Source organism: Aeribacillus sp. FSL K6-2848, from assembly GCF_038004325.1.
Taxonomy (GTDB): Bacteria; Bacillota; Bacilli; order Bacillales; family Aeribacillaceae; genus Aeribacillus; species Aeribacillus composti.
In genome coordinates this window covers 1,574,381-1,600,909 of sequence record NZ_JBBOQQ010000001.1, presented here as the reverse complement: position 1 = coordinate 1,600,909, position 26,529 = coordinate 1,574,381, and the positions used below count along the sequence as shown (strand labels likewise).

General features: G+C 38.5%; 23 protein-coding genes and 3 pseudogenes. 9 read left to right on the top strand and 17 right to left on the bottom strand.

Features of this window, described 5'->3' with window-relative positions:
* Positions 1 to 202 precede the first annotated feature (202 nt).
* Positions 203 to 439 carry a hypothetical protein gene (locus NSS70_RS07880; protein ID WP_144598530.1) on the top strand — a complete coding sequence of 79 codons (237 nt, stop codon included), beginning with the start codon at positions 203 to 205 and terminating at the stop codon, positions 437 to 439.
* A 96-nt stretch (positions 440 to 535) separates the two neighbouring features.
* Here NSS70_RS07880 and NSS70_RS07875 read toward each other — a convergent pair.
* Both NSS70_RS07875 and NSS70_RS07870 read right to left on the bottom strand, forming a co-directional pair.
* Positions 536 to 1,086: pseudogene (locus NSS70_RS07875) on the bottom strand (transposase); the annotation flags it as partial.
* 109 nt (positions 1,087 to 1,195) lie between these two features.
* Positions 1,196 to 1,942, bottom strand: coding sequence for a FadR/GntR family transcriptional regulator (locus tag NSS70_RS07870; RefSeq protein WP_063389375.1), 747 nt, complete (start codon positions 1,940 to 1,942; stop codon positions 1,196 to 1,198).
* Between the two features lie 491 nt (positions 1,943 to 2,433).
* Here NSS70_RS07870 and NSS70_RS07865 point away from each other — a divergent pair, with 491 nt between their 5' ends.
* Positions 2,434 to 4,203: a B12-binding domain-containing radical SAM protein gene (locus NSS70_RS07865; RefSeq protein WP_340881227.1), complete on the top strand. Its 1,770-nt coding sequence runs from the start codon at positions 2,434 to 2,436 to the stop codon at positions 4,201 to 4,203.
* Here the strand turns inward: NSS70_RS07865 and NSS70_RS07860 are convergent.
* The 4 genes from NSS70_RS07860 to NSS70_RS07845 all read right to left on the bottom strand — a co-directional run bounded on the left by NSS70_RS07860 (position 4,200) and on the right by NSS70_RS07845 (position 8,274).
* Positions 4,200 to 4,343: a hypothetical protein gene (locus NSS70_RS07860; protein WP_339199568.1), complete on the bottom strand. Its 144-nt coding sequence runs from the start codon at positions 4,341 to 4,343 to the stop codon at positions 4,200 to 4,202. The genes NSS70_RS07865 and NSS70_RS07860 overlap by 4 nt on opposite strands.
* Complete coding sequence (locus NSS70_RS07855; protein WP_094245525.1) at positions 4,333 to 4,488, bottom strand: hypothetical protein; 156 nt, start codon at positions 4,486 to 4,488, stop codon at positions 4,333 to 4,335. Before NSS70_RS07855 ends, NSS70_RS07860 begins: the two co-directional genes overlap by 11 nt.
* Before the next feature lie 396 nt (positions 4,489 to 4,884).
* Positions 4,885 to 6,876: a penicillin-binding transpeptidase domain-containing protein gene (locus NSS70_RS07850; RefSeq protein ID WP_445206621.1), complete on the bottom strand. Its 1,992-nt coding sequence runs from the start codon at positions 6,874 to 6,876 to the stop codon at positions 4,885 to 4,887.
* A gap of 42 nt (positions 6,877 to 6,918) precedes the next feature.
* Entirely contained in the window at positions 6,919 to 8,274 is a 1,356-nt protein-coding gene (locus NSS70_RS07845; protein WP_063389377.1) for a TrkH family potassium uptake protein, read from the bottom strand.
* A 234-nt stretch (positions 8,275 to 8,508) separates the two neighbouring features.
* Here NSS70_RS07845 and NSS70_RS07840 point away from each other — a divergent pair, with 234 nt between their 5' ends.
* Positions 8,509 to 9,207, top strand: a complete 699-nt coding sequence (locus NSS70_RS07840; RefSeq protein WP_340881225.1) for a DUF1836 domain-containing protein — start codon at positions 8,509 to 8,511, stop codon at positions 9,205 to 9,207.
* A 44-nt stretch (positions 9,208 to 9,251) separates the two neighbouring features.
* Here NSS70_RS07840 and NSS70_RS07835 read toward each other — a convergent pair whose 3' ends face one another.
* Positions 9,252 to 9,476 carry a hypothetical protein gene (locus NSS70_RS07835; protein ID WP_339199559.1) on the bottom strand — a complete coding sequence of 75 codons (225 nt, stop codon included), beginning with the start codon at positions 9,474 to 9,476 and terminating at the stop codon, positions 9,252 to 9,254.
* 88 nt (positions 9,477 to 9,564) lie between these two features.
* Here NSS70_RS07835 and NSS70_RS07830 point away from each other — a divergent pair.
* Positions 9,565 to 10,065: pseudogene (locus NSS70_RS07830) on the top strand (IS1595 family transposase); the annotation flags it as partial.
* Here NSS70_RS07830 and NSS70_RS07825 read toward each other — a convergent pair.
* The 4 genes from NSS70_RS07825 to NSS70_RS07810 all read right to left on the bottom strand — a co-directional run bounded on the left by NSS70_RS07825 (position 10,057) and on the right by NSS70_RS07810 (position 13,603).
* Positions 10,057 to 10,272 (bottom strand): DUF6366 family protein, encoded by a 216-nt coding sequence (locus NSS70_RS07825; RefSeq protein ID WP_339199556.1) that lies wholly within the window; start codon positions 10,270 to 10,272, stop codon positions 10,057 to 10,059. The pseudogene NSS70_RS07830 and the gene NSS70_RS07825 overlap by 9 nt on opposite strands.
* A 337-nt stretch (positions 10,273 to 10,609) precedes the next feature.
* Positions 10,610 to 11,500 (bottom strand): glycine betaine ABC transporter substrate-binding protein, encoded by an 891-nt coding sequence (locus NSS70_RS07820; RefSeq protein WP_339211277.1) that lies wholly within the window; start codon positions 11,498 to 11,500, stop codon positions 10,610 to 10,612.
* Positions 11,501 to 11,550: 50 nt separating this feature from the next.
* On the bottom strand, positions 11,551 to 12,411 hold the full coding sequence (locus NSS70_RS07815) for an ABC transporter permease (RefSeq protein WP_339211276.1): 861 nt from the start codon (positions 12,409 to 12,411) through the stop codon (positions 11,551 to 11,553).
* Entirely contained in the window at positions 12,401 to 13,603 is a 1,203-nt protein-coding gene (locus NSS70_RS07810) for a quaternary amine ABC transporter ATP-binding protein (protein WP_339211275.1), read from the bottom strand. The genes NSS70_RS07815 and NSS70_RS07810 overlap by 11 nt, the downstream gene beginning before the upstream one ends.
* A gap of 373 nt (positions 13,604 to 13,976) precedes the next feature.
* On the opposite strand from NSS70_RS07810, the gene NSS70_RS07805 reads away from it, so the two are divergent.
* From NSS70_RS07805 to ku, 3 genes are all read left to right on the top strand, one after another.
* Complete coding sequence (locus NSS70_RS07805) at positions 13,977 to 14,171, top strand: alpha/beta-type small acid-soluble spore protein (RefSeq protein ID WP_063389383.1); 195 nt, start codon at positions 13,977 to 13,979, stop codon at positions 14,169 to 14,171.
* 175 nt (positions 14,172 to 14,346) lie between these two features.
* Positions 14,347 to 14,514: a twin-arginine translocase TatA/TatE family subunit gene (locus NSS70_RS07800; RefSeq protein ID WP_063389384.1), complete on the top strand. Its 168-nt coding sequence runs from the start codon at positions 14,347 to 14,349 to the stop codon at positions 14,512 to 14,514.
* 165 nt (positions 14,515 to 14,679) lie between these two features.
* A complete protein-coding gene (gene ku, locus NSS70_RS07795) occupies positions 14,680 to 15,522 on the top strand; it encodes a non-homologous end joining protein Ku (protein WP_063389385.1) in 843 nt (280 codons plus the stop codon).
* Here the strand turns inward: ku and NSS70_RS07790 are convergent.
* Complete coding sequence (locus NSS70_RS07790; RefSeq protein ID WP_063389386.1) at positions 15,519 to 16,046, bottom strand: D-glycero-alpha-D-manno-heptose-1,7-bisphosphate 7-phosphatase; 528 nt, start codon at positions 16,044 to 16,046, stop codon at positions 15,519 to 15,521. The genes ku and NSS70_RS07790 overlap by 4 nt on opposite strands.
* A gap of 33 nt (positions 16,047 to 16,079) precedes the next feature.
* Here NSS70_RS07790 and NSS70_RS07785 point away from each other — a divergent pair, with 33 nt between their 5' ends.
* Together NSS70_RS07785 and NSS70_RS07780 are read left to right on the top strand one after the other, a co-directional pair.
* Positions 16,080 to 17,879 (top strand): DNA ligase D, encoded by a 1,800-nt coding sequence (locus NSS70_RS07785; RefSeq protein WP_339199550.1) that lies wholly within the window; start codon positions 16,080 to 16,082, stop codon positions 17,877 to 17,879.
* Between the two features lie 75 nt (positions 17,880 to 17,954).
* Positions 17,955 to 18,053, top strand: a complete 99-nt coding sequence (locus NSS70_RS07780; protein WP_063389388.1) for a YjcZ family sporulation protein — start codon at positions 17,955 to 17,957, stop codon at positions 18,051 to 18,053.
* A gap of 133 nt (positions 18,054 to 18,186) precedes the next feature.
* Here the strand turns inward: NSS70_RS07780 and NSS70_RS07775 are convergent, their stop codons facing one another.
* From NSS70_RS07775 to NSS70_RS07755, 5 genes and pseudogenes are all read right to left on the bottom strand, one after another.
* The gene (locus NSS70_RS07775) at positions 18,187 to 19,839 is read right to left on the bottom strand and encodes a bifunctional diguanylate cyclase/phosphodiesterase (protein WP_339199548.1); all 1,653 of its coding nucleotides are present in this window, start codon (positions 19,837 to 19,839) and stop codon (positions 18,187 to 18,189) included.
* 94 nt (positions 19,840 to 19,933) lie between these two features.
* Positions 19,934 to 20,395, bottom strand: a complete 462-nt coding sequence (locus NSS70_RS07770; protein ID WP_063389390.1) for a MarR family winged helix-turn-helix transcriptional regulator — start codon at positions 20,393 to 20,395, stop codon at positions 19,934 to 19,936.
* An 850-nt stretch (positions 20,396 to 21,245) separates the two neighbouring features.
* Positions 21,246 to 22,973 (bottom strand): methyl-accepting chemotaxis protein, encoded by a 1,728-nt coding sequence (locus NSS70_RS07765; protein ID WP_339211266.1) that lies wholly within the window; start codon positions 22,971 to 22,973, stop codon positions 21,246 to 21,248.
* A 186-nt stretch (positions 22,974 to 23,159) separates the two neighbouring features.
* A pseudogene (locus NSS70_RS07760) lies at positions 23,160 to 24,287 on the bottom strand (IS110 family transposase).
* A gap of 647 nt (positions 24,288 to 24,934) precedes the next feature.
* A complete protein-coding gene (locus tag NSS70_RS07755; protein WP_339199543.1) occupies positions 24,935 to 26,290 on the bottom strand; it encodes an aspartate kinase in 1,356 nt (451 codons plus the stop codon).
* Positions 26,291 to 26,529: the final 239 nt, after the last annotated feature.

Genomic DNA, 26,529 nt, shown 5'->3' with positions numbered 1-26,529 from the left:
AGAAGAGTATCCCCGATGATCCTAAGACCATTATCCAGGAACATTGCGAAAAGTCCAACCCCGGTACGCTCAACCCTTTGTGGGAGGGGCGCGCCCCTCCCACAAAGGCAACCACCCAAGATATGCGATTGTCAAGGAGCGTATCGGACTGGAAATTCGATAAAAAAACTTTCTGAAACTTAGTATACGAGGAGGTAATATTATGGAGAACCCTAATGAAAGATTGGATTTAGATGATATTTTAGCTATAATTGAAAAACTTTCTGAAGAAGATGCAAAATCATTTCTAAAAATAATTTATGGGAAGCTTGGAAATTTTAAATATTCTACAGAAGACATTACAAAAGAAAATATAATCAATGACATTGAAACAATTTTTAGCGAGAAAATACCTAAACTTTTGCAAATAAGAGAAGAACAAAAAAATAAATCTACATAATCTTTATGTAGATTTTTTCTTTTAAACTTAAACTGTAGATGAGTAAATTCCATTACATTTATTACCATCTTTAAAAAGAAAACAAAAATACCCTAATGCCACTCGTAACTGGTGTTTAATGGAATCTAGTGGCACTCCTCGTTGGGCTTCGTAATAAATAAACTCAGTGAGATTGTGAATTTTTCTCGATCTTACACTCGCAAGACCGGTTGAAAAATCACTTGAATGTTCTGTCATGCAATAGATATACGTAAATTGTCGATGGTCCAATATCGCTAATGCCTTACTCATGATGGATTCGATATCGATCGAAACCTAATGTTTCTTTCGTTTGCCGAAAGTAGCTTTCGATCGACCAGCGTTTCGCATAGTATTCAAGAATAGCCTGATCACTCAGTTTTTGTGTCTGTACTTAAAAAACAACGCAAATGCTCGCTCGTCATCGGTTGATCGGTTTTCCAACAAAACAATACCACCGCATTTGGAATGTCGTTCAATGCCCCTTCGTAGCGATACACTCGATACGTTTCCCCTCCCACGGTCACGAGGTGGGTATCGGAAACATCGATGTAACGGGCAAATTCTTTGGCGGATTGACGAATTCCTTGTGGATACAGGATGCGGTTGGTTTTCAGTGCTGCCCAAACGGGTTTCTCCCGAAAAATTTTTTATTGCCGCAAAAAACAACAGTTCTTTTGTCAGTTCAAGTCAGAGACGGCATGTGTAAAAACGCTTGCATCATATGTCAATTCCTAATTAAAAAGACTCTGTTTTAGCCCCTGTTTTTATATGGGCTTTATGATGTTTTTTCAAAACCTTTTCAACATTTGTCAGGTGTGCGAGCATTAAATGCTGTGCTTCTTCCGCGTTTTGTTGTTCAATTGCTGTAAAGATGGCTTTATGCTCTTGAAAAATTCGTTCTGCGGTTACTTGCTCTGAATAAAGCCAAATTTTTCGTGTTTCCCGCATCGTTTCAACAATCATGTCGGCTACATTGTTCATTAAGCTTAATAAAATGGGGTTTTGCGTAGCGGCTGCGATCGCTTTATGAAACTTCCAATCCGCTTTTTCTCCTAATTCTTCATCGTTTATATGGATAAGCATTTCGTCAAGCGCAGCTTTCATATCATGGAGATTTTGCTCCGTCCGCTTTGCTGCAGCAGTAAATGCAGCACCGACTTCTAATATTTTTCTAACCTCTAATAAATGTTCAATATCTTTCATATTCATTAACGCCGCTGTCGAAAGAGAAAACGTGAATGACATGGGATCAAACTCTTTTACAAACGTTCCTTCCCCTTGTTTCATTTCAACAATCCCCATTGCTCTTAATGCGCTTAATGCTTCACGAATCGCTGCACGGCCGACTTGAAAATTTTCAGCAAGCTGATGAACGGATTCCAATTTTTCTCCTGGTTTTATTTCTCCTTTTTTAATCATATCTAAAAGGGCTTCCGCCACTTCTTCATAAAGCTTTCTCGGTTTGATTTGTTTATATTCCATTTGCTTCACCCCAAAGTTCAACTAAACAAAATGAAGTCCAAAATATCGGTACATTTATTTTACTGGAAAAGACTTATAAAAATCAAAGTGTTGGCGAAAAAATAACAACGTCTCACCATAAACTTTTTCTTTTTTGACAACTTTTTTGGAAGGAATCATAGACCTGTGTCTCCGAAATCGCGCAAATGACTGAATGAAACTTCATCATAAAAAAAGAGAAATTTGTCTAAACTCTTAAACAATGCTTCATCCGTTACGAACGTCTAATATGTAACTCACTTTTACTGTACCAGTTAAAATGACAAAAACACTCGACGAATATGCTTTATAGCTGTAGACTTGTTAAGGTGATTGATAGAAACGGAAAAGAACGCGTACGAAAAACTTATCAAAAGGGTGAATCCCTGCTTCTTCTTATTTGAAAAGAATATGTTACAATAATGTAGAAAATCGCTACTTCTCAATATCCATTATGAAAAAGGTGTGGAAATATGAACATCATTGTCAGTTCATTAAATGCCAAATACATTCATATGAACTTGGCTATACGTTATTTAAAAGCATATGCCGAGCCAGAATTTCAAGTTCAAATGGCAGAATATACGATAAAAGATCCCGCGATGAACATTGTAACAGATTTGTTTCGAAAAAAACCGGACATAATCGGTTTTAGCTGTTACATATGGAACATTGCAGAAACAATCAAAGTGGCGAAAATACTGAAAAAAATAAAGCCGGAAACCATCATTGTCTTTGGTGGGCCTGAAGTATCCTATGATACGAAAGAATGGCTTGAAAAAATCCCAGAGATTGATTTTATTATCGTAGGAGAAGGGGAAGAAACGTTTAAGCAGTTTTTGCGGGAAGCACATGGAAACCAAGAATGGGAAAACGTGAGCGGTTTAGCTTTTCGAAAAGACGGAGCAGTCATTGTAAATCCGCAGAGGAACAAAATTGATCTGCGAATGATGCCGTCGCCTTTTCGATTTGAAGAAGATGTGCCACATCTTAGCAAACGGATTGTTTATATTGAAACGAGCCGCGGCTGCCCCTTCAACTGCCAATTTTGCTTATCTTCCATTGAGGTTGGGGTTCGTTATTTTGATCGGGAGAAAATCAAGGAAGATATTCGCTATTTAATGAAAAACGGTGCGAAAACAATTAAATTTGTCGACCGAACGTTTAACATCAGCCGGAAATATGCGATGGACATGTTTCAATTTTTAATTGATGAACATGTTTCAGGCGTCGTGTTCCAGTTCGAAATAACTGGCGACATTATGCGCCCGGAAGTGATTCAATTTTTAAATGACAACGCACCGAAAGGACTTTTCCGATTCGAGATCGGCGTTCAATCAACAAACGATTTCACAAACGAATTAGTGAAACGTAAGCAAAACTTCGCAAAACTGTCCAGAACGGTGACGATGATCAAACAAGGCGGAAAAATAGATCAGCACCTTGATTTAATTGCCGGACTTCCTGAAGAAGACTACAACTCTTTTCGCAAAACTTTTAACGATGTGTTTGCATTAAGACCTGAAGAACTGCAGCTTGGTTTTTTAAAAATGCTCAGAGGGACTGGTCTTCGAATTGGAGCTAAACATTTTGGCTACGTGTATATGGATGAACCGCCATACGAAATTTTAAGCAACAACGTTCTCTCTTTTGAAGATATTCTCAAAATTAAACAGGTGGAAGATGTTCTTGAGAAATTTTGGAACGACCATCGAATGGACGCGACAGTAGAATATTTAGTAGAAGAAGTGTTTGAGACGCCTTTTGATTTCTTTCAAGAATTTGGCGCCTACTGGGATGAACGCGGATGGGCAAGAATTGGTCATCAGCTCGAAGATTTGTTTCGAAGATTATTTTCGTTTATTCAAGAACGCAAACGAGAACATTTGCCAATTGTTGAAGGGTTTCTGAAATACGATTATTTGCGCAATCAGAAGCAAAAGCCGCGAAAGCCATGGTGGGATGAAAAGCTTAAAAAACAGGAGCAATCAGCAATCTATCAATTTATCCTGTCCAACCCTGAAATGCTTGGAAAAACCTTTTTAAATCTGTCTCTTTCGGAAAAAGATTTATATAAGCATACGGTTTTAGAAATTCTTCCATTTAATCCTGAGCTGTATTTGCAAAAAAAGATATTAGTAAAAGAGCCGGCAATTTTGTTAGTTTATTACAACTATAGCGATCACCAGCCGCATATGTTTTCTTTTCCGTATACTGCGCTGAAAAAGGTGAGGGAAGCTTAACATCCCTCACCTTTTGTTTTTCTTTTGTTTTCTTCTAAAATATCGTAAATTTTCGCAGCATTAAAATCTCCCAGTTCATTGCCAAATTCCAAATCTTGTTTCACATCTTTTTTGTTCTTTACGTTTTTATTATGATCCATGTGCTTTCCCCTTTTTTGAATTTCGGTTAGCCCCTTTCATCGGGTCTTCATCTGTATAGGATGCTGAAAATTCTTTTTCAGGAAGGCTTTCTGTCGGTGTTTTGCTCGTTTTTTCTGCTTGATTATATGCTTGTTTCCTCTTCAATCTGCATCCTCCTTTCTTTTTTATCTTTTTCAGAAACAAACCATTTATTCAGCTGTTTCTATAAAAGATGGAAAAAGGGATGTGCTTCCATATGGATGCCCAATCGTCAATGTTTTAGAAGTTTTTTCGATTACTCCGCAAGGGTATTTTGTGCTTCTTTTATAACGGGTTATGCGGCAATTTTGATGTTTTATACTTCAAGCTATTCGGCAATTTTGGACCGTTTTCTGTTTTGCAGCTAAAAAAAGTGATGATTTAGCACTTTGTTTGCATAAAAAAAGAACCGCTCTTATTTGGCGTAATTTCGTAAAACTGCCAAACAATGAAAGAAGCGATTCATGACAACACTGAAATTCGTTTATTCTATTCATCTTCGCAATGGATGGTTGACCTTTTTTACTTTCTAGCTTTGAAAATATTTTTTACTTTTGAAACCACGTAATGGCTTCCTCCGCGATCTTCAACACGTTCAATCATCATCGTTATTAAAAGATCTTTTTTATCCGCATCAACAGCAACAAACCAACCGTTTTCCTGACCTTTTTCTCCTTTTGCCGCTTTCAGCTCTGCCGTTCCTGTTTTTCCAGCCAGCTTCAATCCTGGAGTTCGAGGTTTATACGCCGTTCCGTTCGGATCCTCCACCACTTGAATCAAATCTTGAAAAATCAAATTCGCATGTTCCTTTGAAACAACATGGCTTTTCCAATTGGATGGTGTCTTCTCTTCTTCTTTTATTAATACGGGCTTAATCATGTTTCCGCCATTGATAAATACTGTAAAGGTGTATGATAAATGAAGAGGAGTGATTTGAATTTGTCCCTGTCCATATCCAGAATCGGCTAAAAGCACTTCATTATCCATACCGTTATTTGCAATTTTCGATGTTTCAACAGGAAACGGAAAATCAATTTTTTCATTAAATGCAAAGGACTCTAGTCCTTTTATAAATTTTTCGGCTCCAATATTTAAAGCAGCCTGAGCGAAGTAAATATTATCTGAATAGGCAAGAGCAGCGCGCAAATCAACTTGTGTTGCAGGGGATGGAACCCGCTTAATATAATAATTGCCCCAGCTCCCGTCTTTTTGCCAAGTATCTTTTGGAATGGAAATCTTTTTATTCGGATCAATCGTTCCGGTATTGAGCCCAATCGCTGCTGTGAGCGGCTTTAAAACAGAACCAGGTGTATACAAATTTTTGAACTTAGCCATAAACGGTTTATTCGGATCATCTTTTTTCTTCTTGTATTCCGTCAAAAAATCGTTCGGATCATAGGACGGTGCACTGACCATAGCCAGAGTTTCTCCGGTTTTTGGATTGATTGCGACACTTGCACCGGAATCAGTTGATAATTCTTTGTAAATATTTTGCTGAAGATCAGCATCAATTGTAAGGTAAATATCGTTTCCGTTCTCAGCTTCTTTTTTGGCGATCACTTCATCTGTTCCTTTTACTTTGATGATCCAGCCTGTCGTTCCGTGCAGCTCATCTTCAAAAACTTGCTCCAATCCAGCTGCGCCAATTTGCTCAGAAGAGCTGTACCCTTTTTCCTCATATTTCTCAAGCTCTTCTTTATACATTGACCGCAAATAGCCAGTCAAGTGGGCAGCGCTCTCGCCAAAAGGATACATTCTTCCCGTTACATTTTTTTTCTTAACGGAAGGAATGGCTAAAAGTTTGTTGACAAGCTCTGTGTCAGCCGGATTTACGATTTTCAGCGGGACGAATGAGTCCTCCTTCACCCAGCCTTGGGATAATTTTTTCTCAATTTCCTCCTTGGAAACTTCAAGAAGCTTCGCTGTTTGTTCCAAAATGGTTTCTTTTTGCTCCTTCATTTCTCCCGGTACTACACCGATTTCAAACAACAGGCCATTGATGGCAAGTCCTTTTCCATTTCGGTCAAAAATCTCCCCTCTTTCCGGCGCGATCGGCTGGATGGAAATTTCTTCTCCTTCATCAAGCTGAGGAAAAATAAAGGAAGGATTCCATTCAATTCGCCAATCGTTTCCATTATCTGTTTCTTCTTTTTTTAAAACGGCTTTGTTTTCAAAGCTTATTTTCCCCGCTAATGTTTCCATTGAAACAGCAAATGGGAATGTAATATTTCCGTTTTTATCAGGCTTTATTTCTTCTTTCGGTTTCTTAAAGTCGATTTTCAGCTGTTTCACACCTGAATCTTGATAAATTTTTTCATAGCGGGAAACAAATTCGTCTTTTTTGATATTTTTTTTCACATTGGCAGTCAATTGGTCATACATTTCCGAAAAATTTTGGTCTCTCCAATTGGCAACAAAGTCTGCAAAACGATCCTCCGGCTTTGGATCTTTAGAACATCCCGAAAAAAGCACCAGCACGACAAAAACACTAAAAAAAAGCTTTCGAATCCGCACAAAAATTCCCCCTCTCCCCTATGATTTTATCACAATTCTTTTTTATCCAATAATTACCCGTTCTTTCGGATAATGATAATTGGCTTCCTTCCTCTGTTTTCCAATTAAAAAGATAAACGATAAAATGCCGATCCGACCAATAAACATCATGATCATGATTATGATTTTTCCGATCGGACTAAGTTCAGGTGTAATGCCAAGCGAAAGCCCTGTTGTTCCAAAGGCTGAACAAACTTCAAAGATAATTTCCATTAACGTAAACCGTTCTGTTGCAGATAATATGACAATCGAAGTTAAGCACAAAATAACAGAAACTGTCATAACGGCAATTGATTTTTTTATATCATCTGGGTGTATTTCCCGTTTAAATACTTTCACCGTGCTGGAACCTTTCGCAAAATGAAAGGCAACTAGCAAAATGACTGCAACGGTAGTCGTTCGAACCCCGCCACCCACAGAGCTTGGCGAAGCACCTATAAACATAAATATGGACATAATCAGCAAAGTCGTCTCGCTGAACATGCTGACATCCATTGTATAAAGCCCTGTGCTCCTTGTGGTAGCTGATTGAAACAGAGCATAGAAGAAAGATTCGAGAAAACTTTTATCAGATAAATAATTGCCTGATTCTATTAGATAGATCAGGATTGTTCCAATAACGACCAATGCGAAAAATGTCACAGTTGTCAATTTTGTGTACAAAGAAAACCGGTATGTCCTTTTTGTTCCAATTGTCAAAATAAAGTTTTTTGTCTCAATCAAAACTGGAAATCCGATAGCTCCCAGCGTCATTAAAATAATATGAACCATTTGGACAAAATAATCATGTGCAAAAGGTACGAGCGACGAACCGCTTATATCAAAGCCGGCATTCGTTGTGGCGCTGATGGCAGAAAACATGCCATGCAAATAAGCTTCCTTCCATTCCGGAAAATATTTTAAATAATATGTGCCTAATATGATGGTTCCGATCAGTTCAATAATCAAAATCATCAACATAATTTGCCTCATTAAATTTACAATGCCGGACAAATTCAATTGATTTTGATCAACCATGATCAACTGACGTTCCCTTAAGCCTATTTTTTTGCCTAAAACGAGCCAAAACAATGTGCCCAACGTCATGATGCCGATGCCGCCAATTTGGAGAACAATCATTAAAATAAAAATCCCCGGAACGGTAAACGTATCAATAATTGAAACAGTTGTCAGCCCTGTTACACTTACTGCACTAACAGCAGTAAACAATGCATCCAAAAACGTCCATTCGGCATCCGGTTTGTGAACAAACGGCAAACTGAGCAAAATGACCGCAACTGTGATAGCTAAAAAATAAAAAATAGCAAGCATCTGAGCTGGTGATAGTGAAACTAATCGATTACGAATATTTACTAGCATCCTTGTTCAATCCTTTTTTTTACTGCTCATACTATCATAAAGAAAGTACAAGTTTTTTTAAAGAGGTTTTTCCAATTTTGATCATCGAAACTGAAAAATTTGTTATTGTGTCAATTTCTACAAATTCATACTCAAGAAAAATTTATCTGAACTTATTAATTCCATATAAAATGCTTGTTTTTTTATATCTTTTTATTAAAAATAAGGGTAGGCTGTTTAATAAAGGGGGATGTTATGGGAAAAATTCAATTGCGCCGTTCCGTTATGGTTCAATTATTACTATCTTTAAAAGGAATACACGAATTATCCCCTGAAGAAGTGATGAAACAACAATTGCCCTCTGATCAAACAAACCAAATACCTGGCTTCATCAAAAAATTGAGCAAACAAAGAGACAAAGGAGAGCTTGGACTGTCAACGAATGAAATCGTCATCTTAGGAAATTTTTGCGAACTAACTTCCTTGAAATCAACTTCCGTTCAAAATTGGGTCAAGCGTGATATAAAAGAAATCATCGGTCCTCCTGAACTTGGAAAAAAATATTCGGTCGAACAAGCTGCTTTATTGTTAATTGTAAAAGATTTAAAAACCATATTCGACTTTGAAACTGTCCGTTCCTTATTGATGAAAGTTTTTAATACGATTTCCGACCGGAATGATGATTTAATCAGTCCGTTAATGTTTTATAAATTATATACAGATGTGTTGGAACAAGTAAAAAATGTCGAGATCGACAACAACCGGCAGTTTGAAAAAAAACTTTTCGTACAAACAAAAAGGCTTCTTCAAAAGCAAACTTCTTTATCGGATGCTCAAATCGACAGCATTTGCCATGTGACGGTTGCTGCGGTATTGGCTGTTTTAACGTTTCATTTTCAAACAAGGGCAAAAGCGTTCATTGATAAAGAAAGCGAATCGACAAAAAATGGATAACAACTAACTTTTAGATCGGGAATTGCGGTTGTGCAATTCCCGAACTATTTTCGGGCTTGACTACTTTTAGCCGAACCTTTTATGTAAAATTCGAGAGCCCTCATGTCTTCAAGTAATTCCTTTTTCATTCGTTCAAAAGCTGTATAACGTTCGTATGTAAAATCCATTTTTTCTTCCATCATCTTGACCATTTCATGAAAATGGCTTGAAATTCTTTGTAAGCTATTTTCCATCATGTTAAGATAAACATCATTTTTTTGATGATTCAAATAAGTCCCCTCCTTATAGCGACCAATACCTATATAATAACAAAGAAACAGCAAAGGGCAACATTTTTAAGGAAGCGTGAAATCACATAGAAAAGTTAAGAAATGTGGCAAGAAAGACAAGAAAAGAGGGATTTCTCATTTTACAATCGCAGTTGTCGCAGCACAAGATAGAAATGGCAATATGATTGCTCGAAAAACAGGAACAGGGCGTGTGAAAGCCGAAGAAATTGAACTGTGATAGGTGAGTTTATTCACCTTTCCGCTTTGCTATGCACTGATACAGCAACGAATTATAAAAAGCTTGCCAAATTGAAGGGGATGTTGGTCAATGAACGCCAAAAGCAACGTGTTAAGGAAGAAATTTATCTTATTCAACACGTTAACAATTTCCACAATCGTTTGAAAGGTTGGGTGGAAAGGTTCTAAAGGGTTGGAACTCGTTATTTGGATCACTGCCTTTATTAGTTCCGTTGATTCATAAAGAAAGGATTTAACATTTGATAAACGTGTTATTTCAGCTTGTCAAAAATCAAATTATACAACTAAGAAGTGCATAATAAAAGACCTCAAAGCACTCTCCTTACTTTAAGAATATTGATGCGGCTATAGAACCTATTATGATCGTAAGAATAGGTATTCCAGTACCCTTCCAACCTAAACTACCTACTAAATCAGCAAGGTTTCCAGTTTCAGCTCTATTAAACGCATCGCTTATATTTCCAGTTGGGTTTCGTATTAATTCTTCTCGTCTTAGTCTTTCTCTTCTTCTTCCAGGTGTTTCTTTGTCTTCGCTCATTATCACACCCCCATTTTTGTAATACTAACATATGTTCTTCATACTCTTTACATAAATCTTACCTTAAGGTTTATAACATAATTTTAACACATTATGGTAATTTAACAAATTTTCATATAAAAAAATCTTTTAGAGAACAGCCTTTACTAAAAATAAACAATTGAAATGATCAAAACTAAAGACGCTCCGGACCATGTAAAAATGATAAAAGGGGGTGTCTAATAAGTCGTTTTTACGGCTTATTGACGCCCCCATTAATGTGTTAGATATATCGGTGTTTATGATTTTTTGTTTTCAATGGCGATTTGACTTTCTGTACAGCCCCTCTTAAAATAGATCATTCCACACCTTTTGTCCATTCTGCCACTTTACCTTGATTTGCTTCGACCCAATCTTCTGCTGCTTTAGCAGGATCACTGCCTTCTGAAATTTCCAACATGACTTGTTCAATATCTTCAGCAGTCCATGAGAATTGATCCAAAATTTTATATGCTTTCGGCATATCTTCTTTTAATCCCTTTCGAACGATTGTGGATATATGTTCTTCTTTCCCAAAGGAGCCTTTCGGATCTTCCAAAAATTTTAAGTCATATGCAGCAAATTTCCAATGCGGGGACCAGCCTGTAACGACAATTGGTTCTTTATTTTTATAAGCTTCCCCTAAAGCCGTTGCCATAGCTCCGCTTGAAGATGTTTGGACTTGCCAGCCTTTTAGGCTTTCATATGTTTTAACAGCGTTTTCCGCTGATTTTACAACGCCCGCTCCAGGTTCAATGCCTGTAATCGTTTTGTTTAATTTGCCAGCATATTGATCGAGCTCTTCAATTGATTGAATGTCCATATATTTCGGAACGACGAGCCCGATTTTCGCACCCTCCAAGTTTGGACCTAAATCCTCCAGCTGATCTTTATATTCTTCATATAAATCTCCGTGAGTAGCCGGCAGCCAGGCGGCAACCATGCCGTCTGCCTCACCTTTTGCAACAGATTCCCACATAACAGCATTATCAACAGGTGTAATGTCCACATCGAATCCTTGATCCTCTAAAACTTTTTTGATGACATGGGCGGAGGCGACTTCCGTATCCCATTCCACGTAAACCAATTTTATTTTTCCTTCATCTGCCGCCCCGCCTTGAGATCCCCCGTTTGATCCGCAGCCAGCCACTAAAAGCGACAAGGAAATTCCGGCAACAAGTCCTAGGCGTTTCCAAATTCGTTTAAACATAAATATCAAAACTCCTTTTTAATTTTTCAATTCGAAAAAAGACCAACTTGCTATACATGATCATGCTTCTTGTTCATGCTTTGAGTGAAGCGGTCGATAATGATGGCTAATATGACAATACCGATACCTGCAACAAATCCGGGACCAATTTGAGCGCGCTGCAAAGCGGATAACACGTTTCTTCCAAGACCCGGCGCTCCAATCATCGAGGCAATGACAACCATTGATAATGCCAGCATGACGGTTTGATTGATTCCGGCCATAATTGTGGCTCTCGCCATCGGCAGTTCTACTTTAAATAGTTTTTGAACTGCTGTGCTACCGAATGCATCAGAAGCTTCAATCAATTCTTTCGGCACCTGGCGAATTCCTAAATTCGTAAAACGAACGGTAGGAGGTGTCGCGAAAATTAATGATGCAAACACTCCCGGCACCATGCCGATGCCAAAAAAAGCAACGGCAGGTATTAAGTAGACAAATGCAGGCATCGTTTGCATAAAATCCAAGATAGGAGTAATCATTGCTTCCGCTGTTCTGCTTTTAGACATTAAAATACCTATTGGAATACCGATGATGACGGATAATAAACTTGCCATCAAAACTAAAGTAAATGTACTTATTAAATGATCCCAAAGCTCTTGGTTGTAAATAAACCAAAGGCCGACGATGGAAAATGCCGGCAGGCCAAACTTTTTTCCACTTATAAAAAAGGCAATAATGGCAACGATCAATATGACTAAAACAGGCGGCACAGCCCCCAACAAATCCGCCACATATTCCATTAAATCCTCAAAATATTTTTTTAACGGATCAAACAAAAACGAAAAAGAATTTGTCACCCAGTCCGTAAATTGTTTGATCTTTTCCGCAACTGGAATTTTCGGAACAAAATCCAACACATTATTCAGCACTGTTTGTGCTCACCTCGCTTTCACCTGCAAGAGCCGCGATGACTGACCCGCGAACGATGATCCCTATTAATTTTTCCTTTTCGACTACTGCTACTGGTATCGGCGAGTCGTGGATGACCGTAAAAATATCATGCATTGGAGTGTCCTTTTCAACCTTCGGAACATTTGTCCGCAATATTTCTTCAATATCACGAACATCTTTTTTTCTTGCTTCTGATGCATCATCAGCTGTTACATAACCTTTTAGATTCCGTTTGCTGTCAACAACGAAAATGGTGGATATCCCTTCTTCTCTCATTCTTTCCAATGCAACACGCGGTCCATGCTTTTCAATATTGATCGTTTCGGGCCGTTTCATAATATGCTGCGCCGTCAATATTTTCGATCTGTCTACATCTTCAACGAATTTTTCAACATAGTCGTTTGCCGGATTCATTAAAATCTCTTCGGGCGTACCGATTTGCACAATCGATCCGTCTTTCATTAAGGCAATCCGGTCTCCAAGCCGCAAAGCTTCATCTAAATCATGTGTAATAAATATAATGGTTTTCTTCATCGTCCCTTGAAGATCGAGCAATTCATCCTGCATTTCTTTTCGGATAAGCGGATCCAAGGCTGAAAAGGCCTCATCCATCAACAGCACTTCAGGATCATTTGCCAATGCTCTCGCAAGTCCTACGCGCTGCTGCATTCCGCCTGACAGCTGATTAGGCTTTTGCTCCAAATATTGTCCTAATCCGACCATTTCAAGCGCTTTGATTGCCTTCTCCCTTCGTTCTTCTTTTGGGACCTTTTGAATTTCAAGTCCGAATTCTGCATTTTCTAAAACCGTTCGGTGCGGAAATAGGGCAAATCGTTGAAAAACCATGCTGATTTTTTTTCTCCGCACCTCTCGCAATGATTTTTTATCCATTTTTGACAAATTGTCCCCATCGATAAAAATGCTTCCTTTAGTCGGTTCAATCAACCGGTTGAGCAATCTTATCAATGTGGATTTGCCGCTTCCAGACAACCCCATAATGACGAAAATTTCTCCAGCCTCAACGGAAAAGGAAGCGCGATTCACTCCCACTGTATGTCCGGTTTTTTGTAAAATTTCATGCTTTGAAAATCCTTCATCTAATAGCTTCAATGCTTGAGCGGGGTTTTTACCAAAAATTTTTGTTAAATTTTTTACCTCAATGATCGGCATTTTTCCACCCCTTTTTATAAAATTCAATATTTTCAAAATAATACGCCGATAAAATTGTCATACTAAGCTTTAATAGCTCATAATAAAAATATGTAAACCCGAACGATTCGTTGCTTTATAAGTATAACTAATTTTTCTTGATGGATACAAACGCGGTATATAGCGGATATCTCTTATATTTAATGGTCAGTTTGTACTGAATAGTTTTTTTATATAGTTTTCTTACATTTCCTTTTATATGCTGGTAAATTCATACCAATATCAACATTTTACGGTCAACTACATTGTTTATTTTTAACCAACAAGTTCCACACATCAGATCACTTCTTTTTTGCAAACTATGCGTAAACAGGCAAAAAGGAGTTGAATTCGAATGGCAAGGCGAAATCAATTAATTGTTCCAGGAGTTGAACAAGCTCTTGAACAATTTAAAATGGAAATCGCGCAAGAGTTTGGTGTCCACCTTGGTTCAAATACTACCTCACGCGCAAACGGATCTGTTGGAGGAGAAATGACAAAGCGTTTAATTGCACAAGCTCAGGCTGATTTTAGCGGAAAACAGCCTTAAAATAGACTTTTGTAAATAATACAAACATTTTATCCTTTCCCATGTTCGTCCAAATGCTTCATTTTTCATATTGTTTAGGGTAAAATGATGTTGGATGATGTTTCATAAGTTTTATTTGTTCATGTTCCGATTGCATAACGGCATGAAATGGAACATTTTTTAGGAGGAATAGAACATGGGAATTGGTTGGACAGAATTTATTTTAATCATTTTCGTTGCACTTTTGCTTTTTGGACCGAGCAAGCTTCCGGAGCTTGGAAAAGCAGCAGGAAAAACGCTGCGGGAATTCAAGCTGGCTACAAAAGGAATTCTTGACGAAGAAGAAAAAAATGAAAAAAAATAATTGGTTCAACCTAAAATCGGCAAATTGCCGATTTTTTTCTTTTTTCGAAATTTGTATGAACCGGTTTTCGAGTATGTAACTTACATTTTTTAACACAAATCATTCTGATCCTTTCGCTAAAAATAAAGAGAAAGAAAAGGTAACTTACGGAAAGGCGGAATGAATATGCATACGATGTGGAAAGGTTCCATATCCTTCGGGCTCGTCAACATCCCGGTCAAACTGTTTTCTGCTACAGAAGACAAGGATATGAAATTTCGTCAGCTTCACAAAAAATGCCATACCCCAATTCAATACGCAAAACGTTGTCCAAACTGCGACGAAGAAGTTGGCAACGATGACATTGTGAAAGGGTTCGAATATGTACAAGGCAAATTCATTATTTTAACAGATGAGGAATTAGCAGCTCTGAAGGAAGAAAATGAAGACAAAACGGTTGAAATCGTCGATTTCGTGAATTTGCCGGAAATTGATCCGATTTATTTTAACCGGTCATATTATATCGGTCCAGGCGAAAACGGACAAAAAGTGTATGCATTGCTTCGTGAAGCATTGAAACAATCAGGGAAGATTGGAATTGGAAAGATTTCAATGCGCTCTAAACAACAATTGGCTGTCATCCGGACATATGAGGACGTCATTTTAATGGAAACAATTCATTATCCAGATGAAGTGCGAAACGCCCGTGACGTTCCCGGGGTTCCTCAAAATACCAATATTGAAAAAAAAGAGCTGGACGCTGCCATGCTGCTTATCGATCAGCTGACAACAACGTTCCAACCGGAGAAATATCAAGATGAATACCGTTTGCGGATTCAAGAAAAAATTGAACAAAAAGTACAGCAAAACGAAACAAAAACGGCTGAACCGTCTCCAAAAAAGAACGTAGTCGATTTAATGAGTGCGCTTGAGGCAAGCATCGAACGCTCAAAATCATTAAATAAAAAGGGAGAAGAAAAAAGCGGTGCAGCAGGCAAAAAAACGAAAACGACCCGCAAAAAAGCTTAGCTTTGCCGGACAATAAAGCGGGCGGCCGACAGCAAATCCGGAAAATGAAAATCAGCTATTTTTTCTTGATGGCGGCTGCCTACTAATATCGTTTTAGCTCCTGCAGCCTTTCCGGCAGCGATATCTACTTCACGATCGCCAATCATATAACTGTTCTCTATATTGATGTTATATTTCTTTGCCAAATCAACAATCATCTTCGGCTCCGGCTTACGGCAGGCGCAGCCTTCTTTAGGTGCGTGGGGACAATAGGCAACCTCTTTAATCGTTCCGCCTTTTTTTTCAATTTCACGAACCATTTTTTCATGGATTTTGTGGAGCATTTTTTCTGACATGTATCCTAATCCGATTCCGCCCTGATTTGTGACAACGAAAACGTCAAAATTGGATCTGTTCAAAAGCGCAACAGCTTCAGCTGCTCCTTTTAGCAAATAAAAATCTTCAGGCTTATTTACGAAACGGACACGATTGGTCATCACTTCATTTACAACGCCGTCTCTGTCTAAAAAAACTGCATTTTTCACAAATCTATCCTCCAATCTTTAAGGGTGAACACTATGCAACCGATGATGCCGACATTATCTTTCCATATTCCGGAAGGGGAGCAATGGCTATATGAGCCAAAATATGATGGTTTTCGCGCGATATTGCAAGCGGACGAAGACCGTATTTCTCTCATGAGCCGAAATGGAAACGATTTATCCCCATCGTTCCCGGAAATTAAACATTTTATCGAAAAACAAATAGAAAAATGGCGTCCTTTTTTTCCGCTTGTTTTGGACGGAGAGCTTGTTATGCTCAAAACAGCTTTTTCCGCTGATATTGCCTCTTTAAAAAGAAAATGGAAAAGAAAAAGCGATGAAACGACCGAAGCATATCAGCTTCTCGTTTTCGATATACTTTTGCTGCAAGGAGAGGATATAACAAAAAAACCCCTTTCCAGCCGAAAAGAACTACTATCCTCCTTATTTCAACAACTCGGTTTACCGCTGCATGTTAGTCCAGAGAATCCGGTCCCGATCCAAATGATTCAAGCATATCATCAGTTTTCCCAATTATGGGAAAAAATTGTCCAGCATGATGGAGAAGGCGTTGTTTGCAAACATATGTTAAGCACATATGAGAACAAGAAAAGAACATCACAATGGCTGAAAATCAAAAACTTTAAAGAAGCGCTCTTTTTTGTCACTGGATTTGATTCAAACAACGGCTACATGCATATTTCTGTTCATCATAAAGGAACAATTGTGCAAGCCGGCGTTTTTTCTCACGGTATGCCTGACAACCAAAAACAAGCGTTGTTGGAGATTATAAAAAAGAAAGGAAAAAAGGAAAACCATCTATATACTATAGAGCCGGCCATTTGCATGAAAGTACGGTTTCTTTCCATTGACGGCGGCAGTTTAAGAGAACCTTCTTTCCATTCCTTTGCATTGGAACATGATTGGACAGACTGCACTTTTTTGCAGCTGAAAATGGCTGAAGCCAATGTCAAAGATGTTGCTGTCACACATATTGAAAAACCTCTTTGGCCGAAACATGATATACAAAAACAAGATTTTTTGCTTTATTTATTGGAAATTTCCGATTATATGCTTCCATTTTTAAAAGACCGCCCCTTAACGGTGATCCGCTATCCGCACGGTTTGTTGGGAGAAGCATTTTTTCAAAAAAATTGTCCTGATTATGCCCCGGAATTTATTCAGACAAAAGCAATCGACGGGATTCATTATATCATTTGCAATGACAAAAAAACGCTTATGTGGCTTGGCAACCAGCTCGCAATTGAATTTCATATCCCCTTTAATACGTGGAAGGAAAAACAGCCGGCGGAAATTGTATTTGATTTAGATCCGCCGTCGAAAAACGAATTTCATTTGGCTGTTTATGCTGCAAACAAGCTGAAGGAATGTTTAGATCGGTTTGAGATTGCCTCCTTTCCAAAGCTTTCCGGAAACAAAGGAATTCAAGTTCATATTCCGATCGGCACCAACATTTTCTCATATGAGGATACGAGGCGGTTTACGTCTTTTTTCGCTAATTATTTAGCCGAACAGCATCCGAACGAATTTACGATTGAACGCTTGAAGAAAAACCGGGGCAGCCGCCTTTATATTGACTTTTTACAGCATGCAGAGGGAAAAACGATCATTTCACCTTATTCCGTCAGAGGAGTCGAAAATGGAACGGTTGCCGCTCCGCTTCATTGGAATGAAGTCAATGAACAGCTTGACGCTGAATCTTTTACAATGGACTACTGCATCAACAGGGTAAAATCAGGTATTTGTCCAATGAAACATTATTTTTCCATCGATCAGCATGAAAAAATTAAGGCCATTGTCGAGCATTTATTATGAAAACCGCCTATACAACTTGAGCTTCTTCAGCATAGTTTATAACTGTAATAAAACATTTCACAGGGAGGTTTTCATATGTCTGGAGTATCTGGAGGATACGGCGGAGGCTTTGCGTTAATCGTCGTTCTGTTCATCCTTCTCATTATTGTTGGTGCATCTTGGTGGGGATGGTAAATATTGCATTTTGACTTTTTCAAAAATGCCAGAGCTTATTCTCTCGTTGAAACCGGCAAAATTGCCGGTTTCACCTGTTAAAAGCAGAATATTTTTTTAAGAGTAATCAATCTAAATCCGACGATCAAGATTTTCAAATGAACAATTGATTTTTCTTTTCAGGCCAATTTTGCAAAAGTTGGAATGCTTCATCAGATGAAACAGGCTTGCTGAAATAAAAACCTTGCATTTGAAAACAATGGTGGCGATTCAGAAAAAATACTTGTTCTTTTTTTTCGACGCCTTCCGCTACGATGGAAAGCTTCAAATTTTGTGCTAGAGCAATGATCGTTTTTACAACGACATTGTGGTCGTGCTCTAAATAAATGTTTTGAATAAAAGAACGGTCAATTTTAATTTTATCCAGCTTCAGCTTCGTTAAATAGCTGAGCGAACTATAGCCTGTTCCGAAATCATCGATGCTCAGACCTATATTTAGTTTCTTTAACTTACGGATGATTTCCAAAAACCATTCAAAATTGTACATTGGGACGGTTTCGGTAAATTCAAGCTCAAAGCATTCAGGCGGAATTTCATACATCGTCAAGTAATCCGTAATCATTTTCACAACATCATGCTGGTAAAATTGTTTAATAGATAAATTGACACTGATTTTCAAGTCACGGAAGCCCTTATCTCTCCATTCCTTTAATTGCTGGCAAGCTTTTTCCATGCTCCATTTGCCGATTTCTACGATAAGCCCTGTATCTTCCGCAATCGGTATAAATTCTGAAGGGGGAATCATCCCAAGCTCTTTATGTTTCCATCTGAGCAGCATTTCAAAGCCGGTAATTTTTTTTTCTTTTGTATCGACGATCGGTTGATAATATAAACATAATTCTCTTTTTTTCACAGCTTTGTAAAGCTCATTTTCTATAAAAATTCTTCGTTCGATCGATTTGCTGTTATGATTATTAAATTGGGCAATGCGCTCGTTTTTTTCTTTCCCCATTTTGATAGCAATTTCACTATTTTTAATTAAAGTTTTCGGCGTTCTTCCATGAACCGGGTAAAACACGATGCCAATGCTGTAGTCGTAATAAATTTCCAAATCGTTGATGACAAGTATATCTTCCAGCTTATTGATACGATGCACAATATCACGAATCATCTCATCTTTATTTACAACATTGTAAACAATAACTAAAAACTCGTCATTTGACAATCGACCTATAAAGTATGTATCGGGAAAAATATTTCTCAACTGCCTTGCAAATGACTTAATCACTTCATTACTAATATCTTTCCCAAAAATTTCGTTTATGTATTTATAGCGGTTAATTTGAAACTTCACAACTGCAGCAGGATTTTTTTCTGTTTGGCATAAATACTCTAAACGGTTGAAAGTAGCTTGTTCATTTGGCAGCTTTGTCAAATCGTCAAATTGCGTTAAATATTGAATCTTTTCATCCGCTTCCTTTACTTTTGAAATATCTCTTATAATCAGCGCATAACCATAAAAAAAATTATTGCTATATAAAGGAAGGCATAAGATGGACGAAGGCGTTTCCTCAACAACTGCCTCAAAAGTTGCAGGTTCGCCGGTTATCCTCACCTGTTCAAAAAGATGCTGAATCTCTTTTCTGGATGAAGAATGAAAAAAATGATAAATCGAACCTTTCTTTTGCAAAAAATGCGCAGCCATTCTGTTGCCTTCCTTGACCAATCCGCTTGGATCACAAAAAACGATCATATCAGGGTGAAATTGAAAAATGAGGTCATAAAATTGTTGAAAAAGGCGATCCATTATTTTAACACTTCCTCAACTATGGGTTCTCATTTTTTATATCGGTATAAACATAGCTTTATTCAATAATTACATAGAATTTCATTCATAAAAATTATCGAAACAGCACACTATTGCTGGAGTCTGCAGCTTTTTTTAACAGTTCGATCAATTGCACTTGTTCTTCTTCGGATAGGCCGGAAAAAACTCTCGCCATCCTTAAGGCGCGGATCGGATATATTTCATCAAAATATTGGCGCCCCTTCTCCGATAAATTTGCATAAACTGACCGTTTATCTTTCGGATTTTTTTCCCGATAAATCCACCCGTTTTTTTCAAGCTTGTCAATAACATAAGTTACATTACCGCTGACAAGCAATAGTTTTGACCCGATTTGCTGAAGTTTTTGCGGACCCTTTATGTACAGAAGCTCCAATACAGCATATTCGGTTGGATTCAAACCATGCTCCTTGCTGTCTCGATTGGCGTGATCCGAAACGTTTTTATACGCTTTTGCAAGCGTATGAAACAAGTTTAAAGCCCTCTCCATTTCTTCTTGAGTATAGGAAAAAAACATTTCCAATCCCCTTTTCCTTTTTTTATTTTATAATGCTCATTTTAATGGAAAAAACAGTTTATGTAAACGCTGTCATTTTAAAAGTGCGCTCTACCAAACAGTCAGTCAAAATCTTTTCTTATCGAAAAATCGAGTAGGAGGGAGCGATTAACTCCCGTCCTCTCACACCACCGTACGTACGGTTCCGTATACGGCGGTTCAATTAAGATAATTGACGCAAGTTTTCATAACTTCCGTGAATAGCTGTTCTCTTTATGCCAGTGGTCACTCCACCCTCCAAGAGGTCTCCCACGGGATTCACCGCTTCCTCCCTCAAGTGAGGTACTACGTTTTCTGTGTTCATCATGACTCACTGAATGCCAAGGGCTATTCTCTCTTAATTGTTCGGTCCTTCTTAGTTGTTCTAGACCAACTAATACTATGACCTCTGCTGACTTCTGACGGTTCAGCTATCTATCACTAGATAGGTTACCAAGGTTACTTGGCGTGCCAGCCAGACCTCCCCGGGTAAGAGTGTAATCTTTCCTTCCATCCATCTGCTTCATTTACTCTGTATCACCTTCGGCAGAAAGGGCTTTGTTTTGTCTTGCAAACTCACCCAGTGATACCTAGCCTCATATGAAGTTCGTGTTCCTCGGACCGGTGTTTTGCCTCCAGCTTCCTTCAGATTCCGCGTCACCACGGACACCCTTGCTCTTGGCTAACCTCTACTTCTGTCTTCGGGGTTCGGGACTTACACCCTATAGTTCATATACATGCCGGGCGCACAAATAAAAGCGTGCAGCAAGATGCTTGCACGCTTTACAGTCCATTCATCCTTTTATTTTGTCATACGGTTCGTAAAAATTGATTATTGAACTTGAAACCTTTTCACTAAAGATTGCAAATCTCCAGCCAGATTTGACATGGATTCGGCATGTGAAGCAATAGTTGCCGCTGACTCATTTGCCGTTGCTGCTGAAGCTGATGTTTGTTCAATACCTGCAGCCGCCTCTTCCGAAATCGATGCGATGTTGGAAATCGAATCATTAATCGATTCGCTCGTTGATAACATGTCAGTTAAATCATTTTGAGCATTGTTGATTCTTTCGGAAATTTCTTTAATCGTTTCTTTAATTTGTTGAAATGCGGCACTCGTTTCGTTCATTGAATCCATTTCCGATTCTACTTGTTGAAATCCTAATTCAAAGCTTTTCGTCACTTTATTCGTCTCGCTATGGACTTCTTCCACGATTTTTTGAATATCCACAACGGAACTGGAAACTTGTTCAGCCAATTTTCTGACCTCGTCTGCAACTACTGCAAATCCTTTTCCATGTTCCCCCGCTCGAGCCGCTTCAATCGCTGCATTTAGCGCGAGCAAATTTGTTTGATCAGCTATAGATTGAATAACTTCAACGAGTTTGGAAATTTGTTTTGAGCGTTCATCAAGTTTTTTAATTTTTTTCATATTGCTTTGCATGCCTGTAAACATATAATCAAAAAGTTTTTTCGATTGATTCATCAGCTTGCTGCCATTGTCCGTCAACTCCAGCACTTCTCTCGATTTATCAAACATTTCTTTTCCATTCCTATGTATTTGATAAATCTTATCCATGTACATACCCATTGCTTCAGAAAGCTCTGAGGCAGAATTAGCTTGCGATTCTGCTCCAGCCGACAGCTCTTGCATTGTCGCAGCGATTTGGTTGCTTCCTTCTTTTAGCTCTTTAGAGGAAGAAAGCAAATCGCTGCTTTGTTTTGACATAGTATCTGAAGCATGATGAATGTCTTGCACGATCTTTCGAAGCTGATTCCCCATTTCGTTGACAGCTTCCATCAATTCGCCGATTTCATCCTTCGACTTTATTGATAACGGTTCCAACATTAGATTTCCCTTAGATATTTGCTCCATTTGGCCGGCGATTTTGATCAAAGGATTCGTAATGGAACGAGCCATTTTAAAGGACATGATGAAACCGATTAAAAGTATGGAGGCCAAAACAGCTAATATGATGATGATAGATAGATTGCTAAGTTGAATCATATTATTTCCGCTTTTGATTACATCGTTTTGTCGATCCGACGTCACTTTTTCAAATTCTTGAATAATCGTTTCCCCAAGCGGTTGTACACTTTCTTTCATTTGCTTTAAAGCATCATTCTTTTTCCCCATATCATAGTCAAATAAAACCTCGTGTCGGACAAGCAATTCCCATTGGTGGCATTTCGCAACTAAATCCTTCATTTGCTGTGAAGAATTCAATTTCAATAACTGCTTTTGAATCTCGCTGCTCTGTTTTGCCAATTCTTCGTATTTTTGACGAATGTCTCGGTCCCCATATAGAAGAAACTGGTTTATTAATGAAATGCGTTCTGCAATATTGTATCGCATTTTCTCGTTTTGGATCAGTCCTTCTACATCTTCCTTCATGATGCTTTCCGTATGATTTGTTAAATTTTTTATTACCCCAAAATTAATAACGGCCATTAAACATGTTAGCAGCATTAATATTCCAAAGCTTCTGAGCAGCCTTCTTCTCAATCCGCCTTGCTTTTTGGAAGTAGTGATCCTTGTCACTGTTTTATTCTTTTTCATATGATCTACGATCCCCTTCCCAAACCTCTTTTTCTGTGAAAATCAATTAACCATGGCTGAAGCGGTATACCCCACAATCAAATTGGATACCCTATTAACGACCAAAAAAAGGCAATAGGAAAGCAGAGCTACCTTATTTTTAGGTATCTCGTATATTTCTGAACCTTTTTGGTTATACTAATTTATTTACTGCTCTCGAAACGGTTCTTTTCGAGAAATGATGCAGTAAATGATGGTAAGCATTCGGTGCGCGATCGCAACGAGTGCTTTTTTCTTTCCCCTGCGTGCCGCCAATGACCAATATTTCGCTGCCAAACGTTGATTCCTACATCGAGACAAAGCCCAAGCCGCCTCACATAACGCCGATTTGATATGCGGATTCCCCTTCGTCGTTCGGGTACTTTTTCGTTTTCCAGCACTTTCATGATTTCCCGGCGCGACTCCCGCCCATGAAGCGAGGTGTTGAGACGTTGGAAATTGTCCCATATCGACTCCGATTTCAGCGATAATCACGGCAGCGGTTTCCTTCTTGATCCCCGGTATGGTCACAAGAAGCTCCATCTCTTGTTTGTATACTTGTAAGAGTTGGTCGATTCGTTCTTCGATGTCTCGAAGTAAACTTTCCAACGATTCGATGTGCTTCCACGATTGGCGAATCATGAACAGTTGATGGTTGGTCAATGTACCAAAGAGAGAATCCTGAATTTGTTGTTTTTTCCTCTTCATACTCCTGTGAATGCAAGCATCGACTTCGGTTTCTTCGATGTATCCCTGTTTCATTAAACGTTCCAGTAGCTTTCGCCCAGATACACCAAATACATCCGAAATCACGGAACTTAACTTGATATTGGAACATTCCAACACTTTTTGAATGCGGTTTTTCTCCGCGGTTAACTGCCCGATCCATTTTTTGCGCAAGCGAGTTAAATCCCGTCATTCTCGAATGTTCTCAGGAGGTACGAAACTCTTCTCGATCAATCCGTAACGCAACAATTTGGCGATCCATTCTGCATCGGAAACATCGGTTTTTCTCCCCGGTACATTTTTGATTCGCTGAGCGTTGGCAAGTGTAATGTCAAAGTAATCTTCCAAAATATTGAACACAGGTTTCCAGTAAACGCCCGTACTCTCCATCGCAATATGAGTGACACCACGATCTTCTAACCATTTCAGAAGACGAAACAAGTCTTTCGTGAAAGTAGGAAATGTTTCAACTTCCTTTTGAACGTGTTCTTCCTCTCCAAGAAGAGCACAAACGACAATTGTTTCGGCATGGACATCTAATCCTGCACAACGATGATAAAGAACATCCATGATTCTTACTCCTTCCATCGATAAATTCGCAAACAGGGAGTCCATTTGCACGTTAGGCATTTTTCTGTTCGTAGTCACCTTTTCACACGAAAAGGGCTGACAATGGGTGGAACACCAAATGGACTCAAACAGTTTTTATTACAGGGTCGAACCACCATTAAAGAGAACGTCTTTCAAAACTGTTTGCGTTCATATCCATTATGGGAAGGAATGATGGATTTTCATGCATGGGTGGGGAGTAAAATTACTCATGGATGTTTTTATTTATATCGGTGCAAAATTCATCATTTTTAAAGAATAGTAAAATCGACCCAGTTTCATCATCAATGCTTCAGACGACTAGCTTTTTAAGAGGCATACGACCGTTTACCATAACTTTTTCTGCAAAATCTTTTTTAATCCGCTTGAAATCGCATATGTAAAGTCGCCATATGTTTTTCAATAAATAGACTGCCCTTTTAGAAAGCAAAAAGTAAAATCGCTCGTTTTTGAAATGGAGAATGAACTTGCTATTTTCAAAGAAAAAGCCACTCATTCATCAGAAAAAAAGTACCGGATCTCCATAAATATCTTATCTGTTCCAACAAAAAAACAGCCTGCAGACAGAAAATACATTTTGTCTGCAGGCGTGGACAATTTTGATTAAGTTATTTAGTCCCAAAAAACTCTTCATATAACGCTTTTACGGCTTTCTTTTCATCCGTTCCTTTTACGCCAAACATCATGCTCACTTCTGATGACCCTTGATTGATCATTTCAAGGTTCACACCGCTGTTTGCAAGCGCTGTTGCAGCTCTGGCCATCGTTCCGACATTTTTCCGCATTCCTTCGCCAACAATCATGATTACCGCTAAATCATAAGCAACTTCTATATTATCGACTTCCAGTTCCTTTTTGATCCGCTCTACAACTTTCCGTTCTGTTTCCGAATCAAACTGGTCCTGGCGCAAAATGACAGAAATGTCATCAATTCCAGAAGGTGTATGTTCATATGACAGCCCAAAATCTTCTAAAATTTGCAGCAATCTTCGGCCAAAACCGATTTCTCTGTTCATTAAATATTTATTGACATAAATGCTGCAAAAACCGGTATCACTGGCGATGCCCACGACAGGGCCGTTAGAATCTGTTCGTTCATGTACAATTTTTGTACCAGGAGCCGATGGATTATTGGTGTTTTTAATATTTACCGGGATTCCTGCACGGAATGCCGGAATAAGTGCTTCGTCATGAAATACTGCAAAGCCAGCGTAAGATAACTCACGCATTTCTTTATATGTAAGCTCCCGAATTTCTTTTGGATTTTCAACAAAATTTGGATTTACGGAATAGACCGCATCTACGTCCGTAAAGTTTTCATATATTTCCGCTCCGACCCCGTTGGCCAAAATAGAACCGGTTATATCGGAACCGCCACGTGAAAAGGTGACGAGCTTTCCGTCTTTTGAATAGCCGAAAAATCCAGGAAAAATCAGAATTCCTGAGCGATCACGAAGCTTTTTTAAATTTTCATAGGCTTCCGGCAGCACTTGTGCATTGCCTGGTTCATCGCTCACAATAAGCCCTGCTTCTTTAGGATTCACATAATGGGCTTCAACTCCGCGCGATTGAAAATACGCAGTGATCAGTTTTGCATTATTATCTTCACCGCTGGCCTTCACCGCATCCATAAAACGGGCAGGATTTGATTTGTCCCCATGTAAAATTTCTTGCAAATCAGCAGAAATTCGATCAATAATATCATTAGATAATCCTAATTCTTTAGCAATTTCAACATATCTGTTCACAACAGCTTCATATGTTTCCTTTACGCTGCCATTGTTCAAATATTCTTCCCCGCACTTTATTAATAAGTCGGTCACTTTCACATCTTCTTTAAATCTTTTGCCAGGAGCCGAAACAACGACAATTTTTCTTTTCGGATCAGATGTGACGATATCGAACACTTTTTGAATTTGTTGCCCAGATGCAACGGACGTTCCACCAAACTTTACAACTTTCATATTTACTACATCCCCTACCAATAATTTTAGCAATATTTTATAAAATTCCATATAAATCTTATTATCTCTTTTCATGCTGATTGTTGCAATAGTTTTTTCAGTGCCTAAATGATCATTACAGCTAAACTCTCGGTTTTTAATTAGTTGCGTTCACGGTGCGTTTTCCTCATCAACAACCTTCTTCTATGACTTGAAGAAGAATCAAGTCTTTCATATCTTCTAGTATATCACCCAAGAAG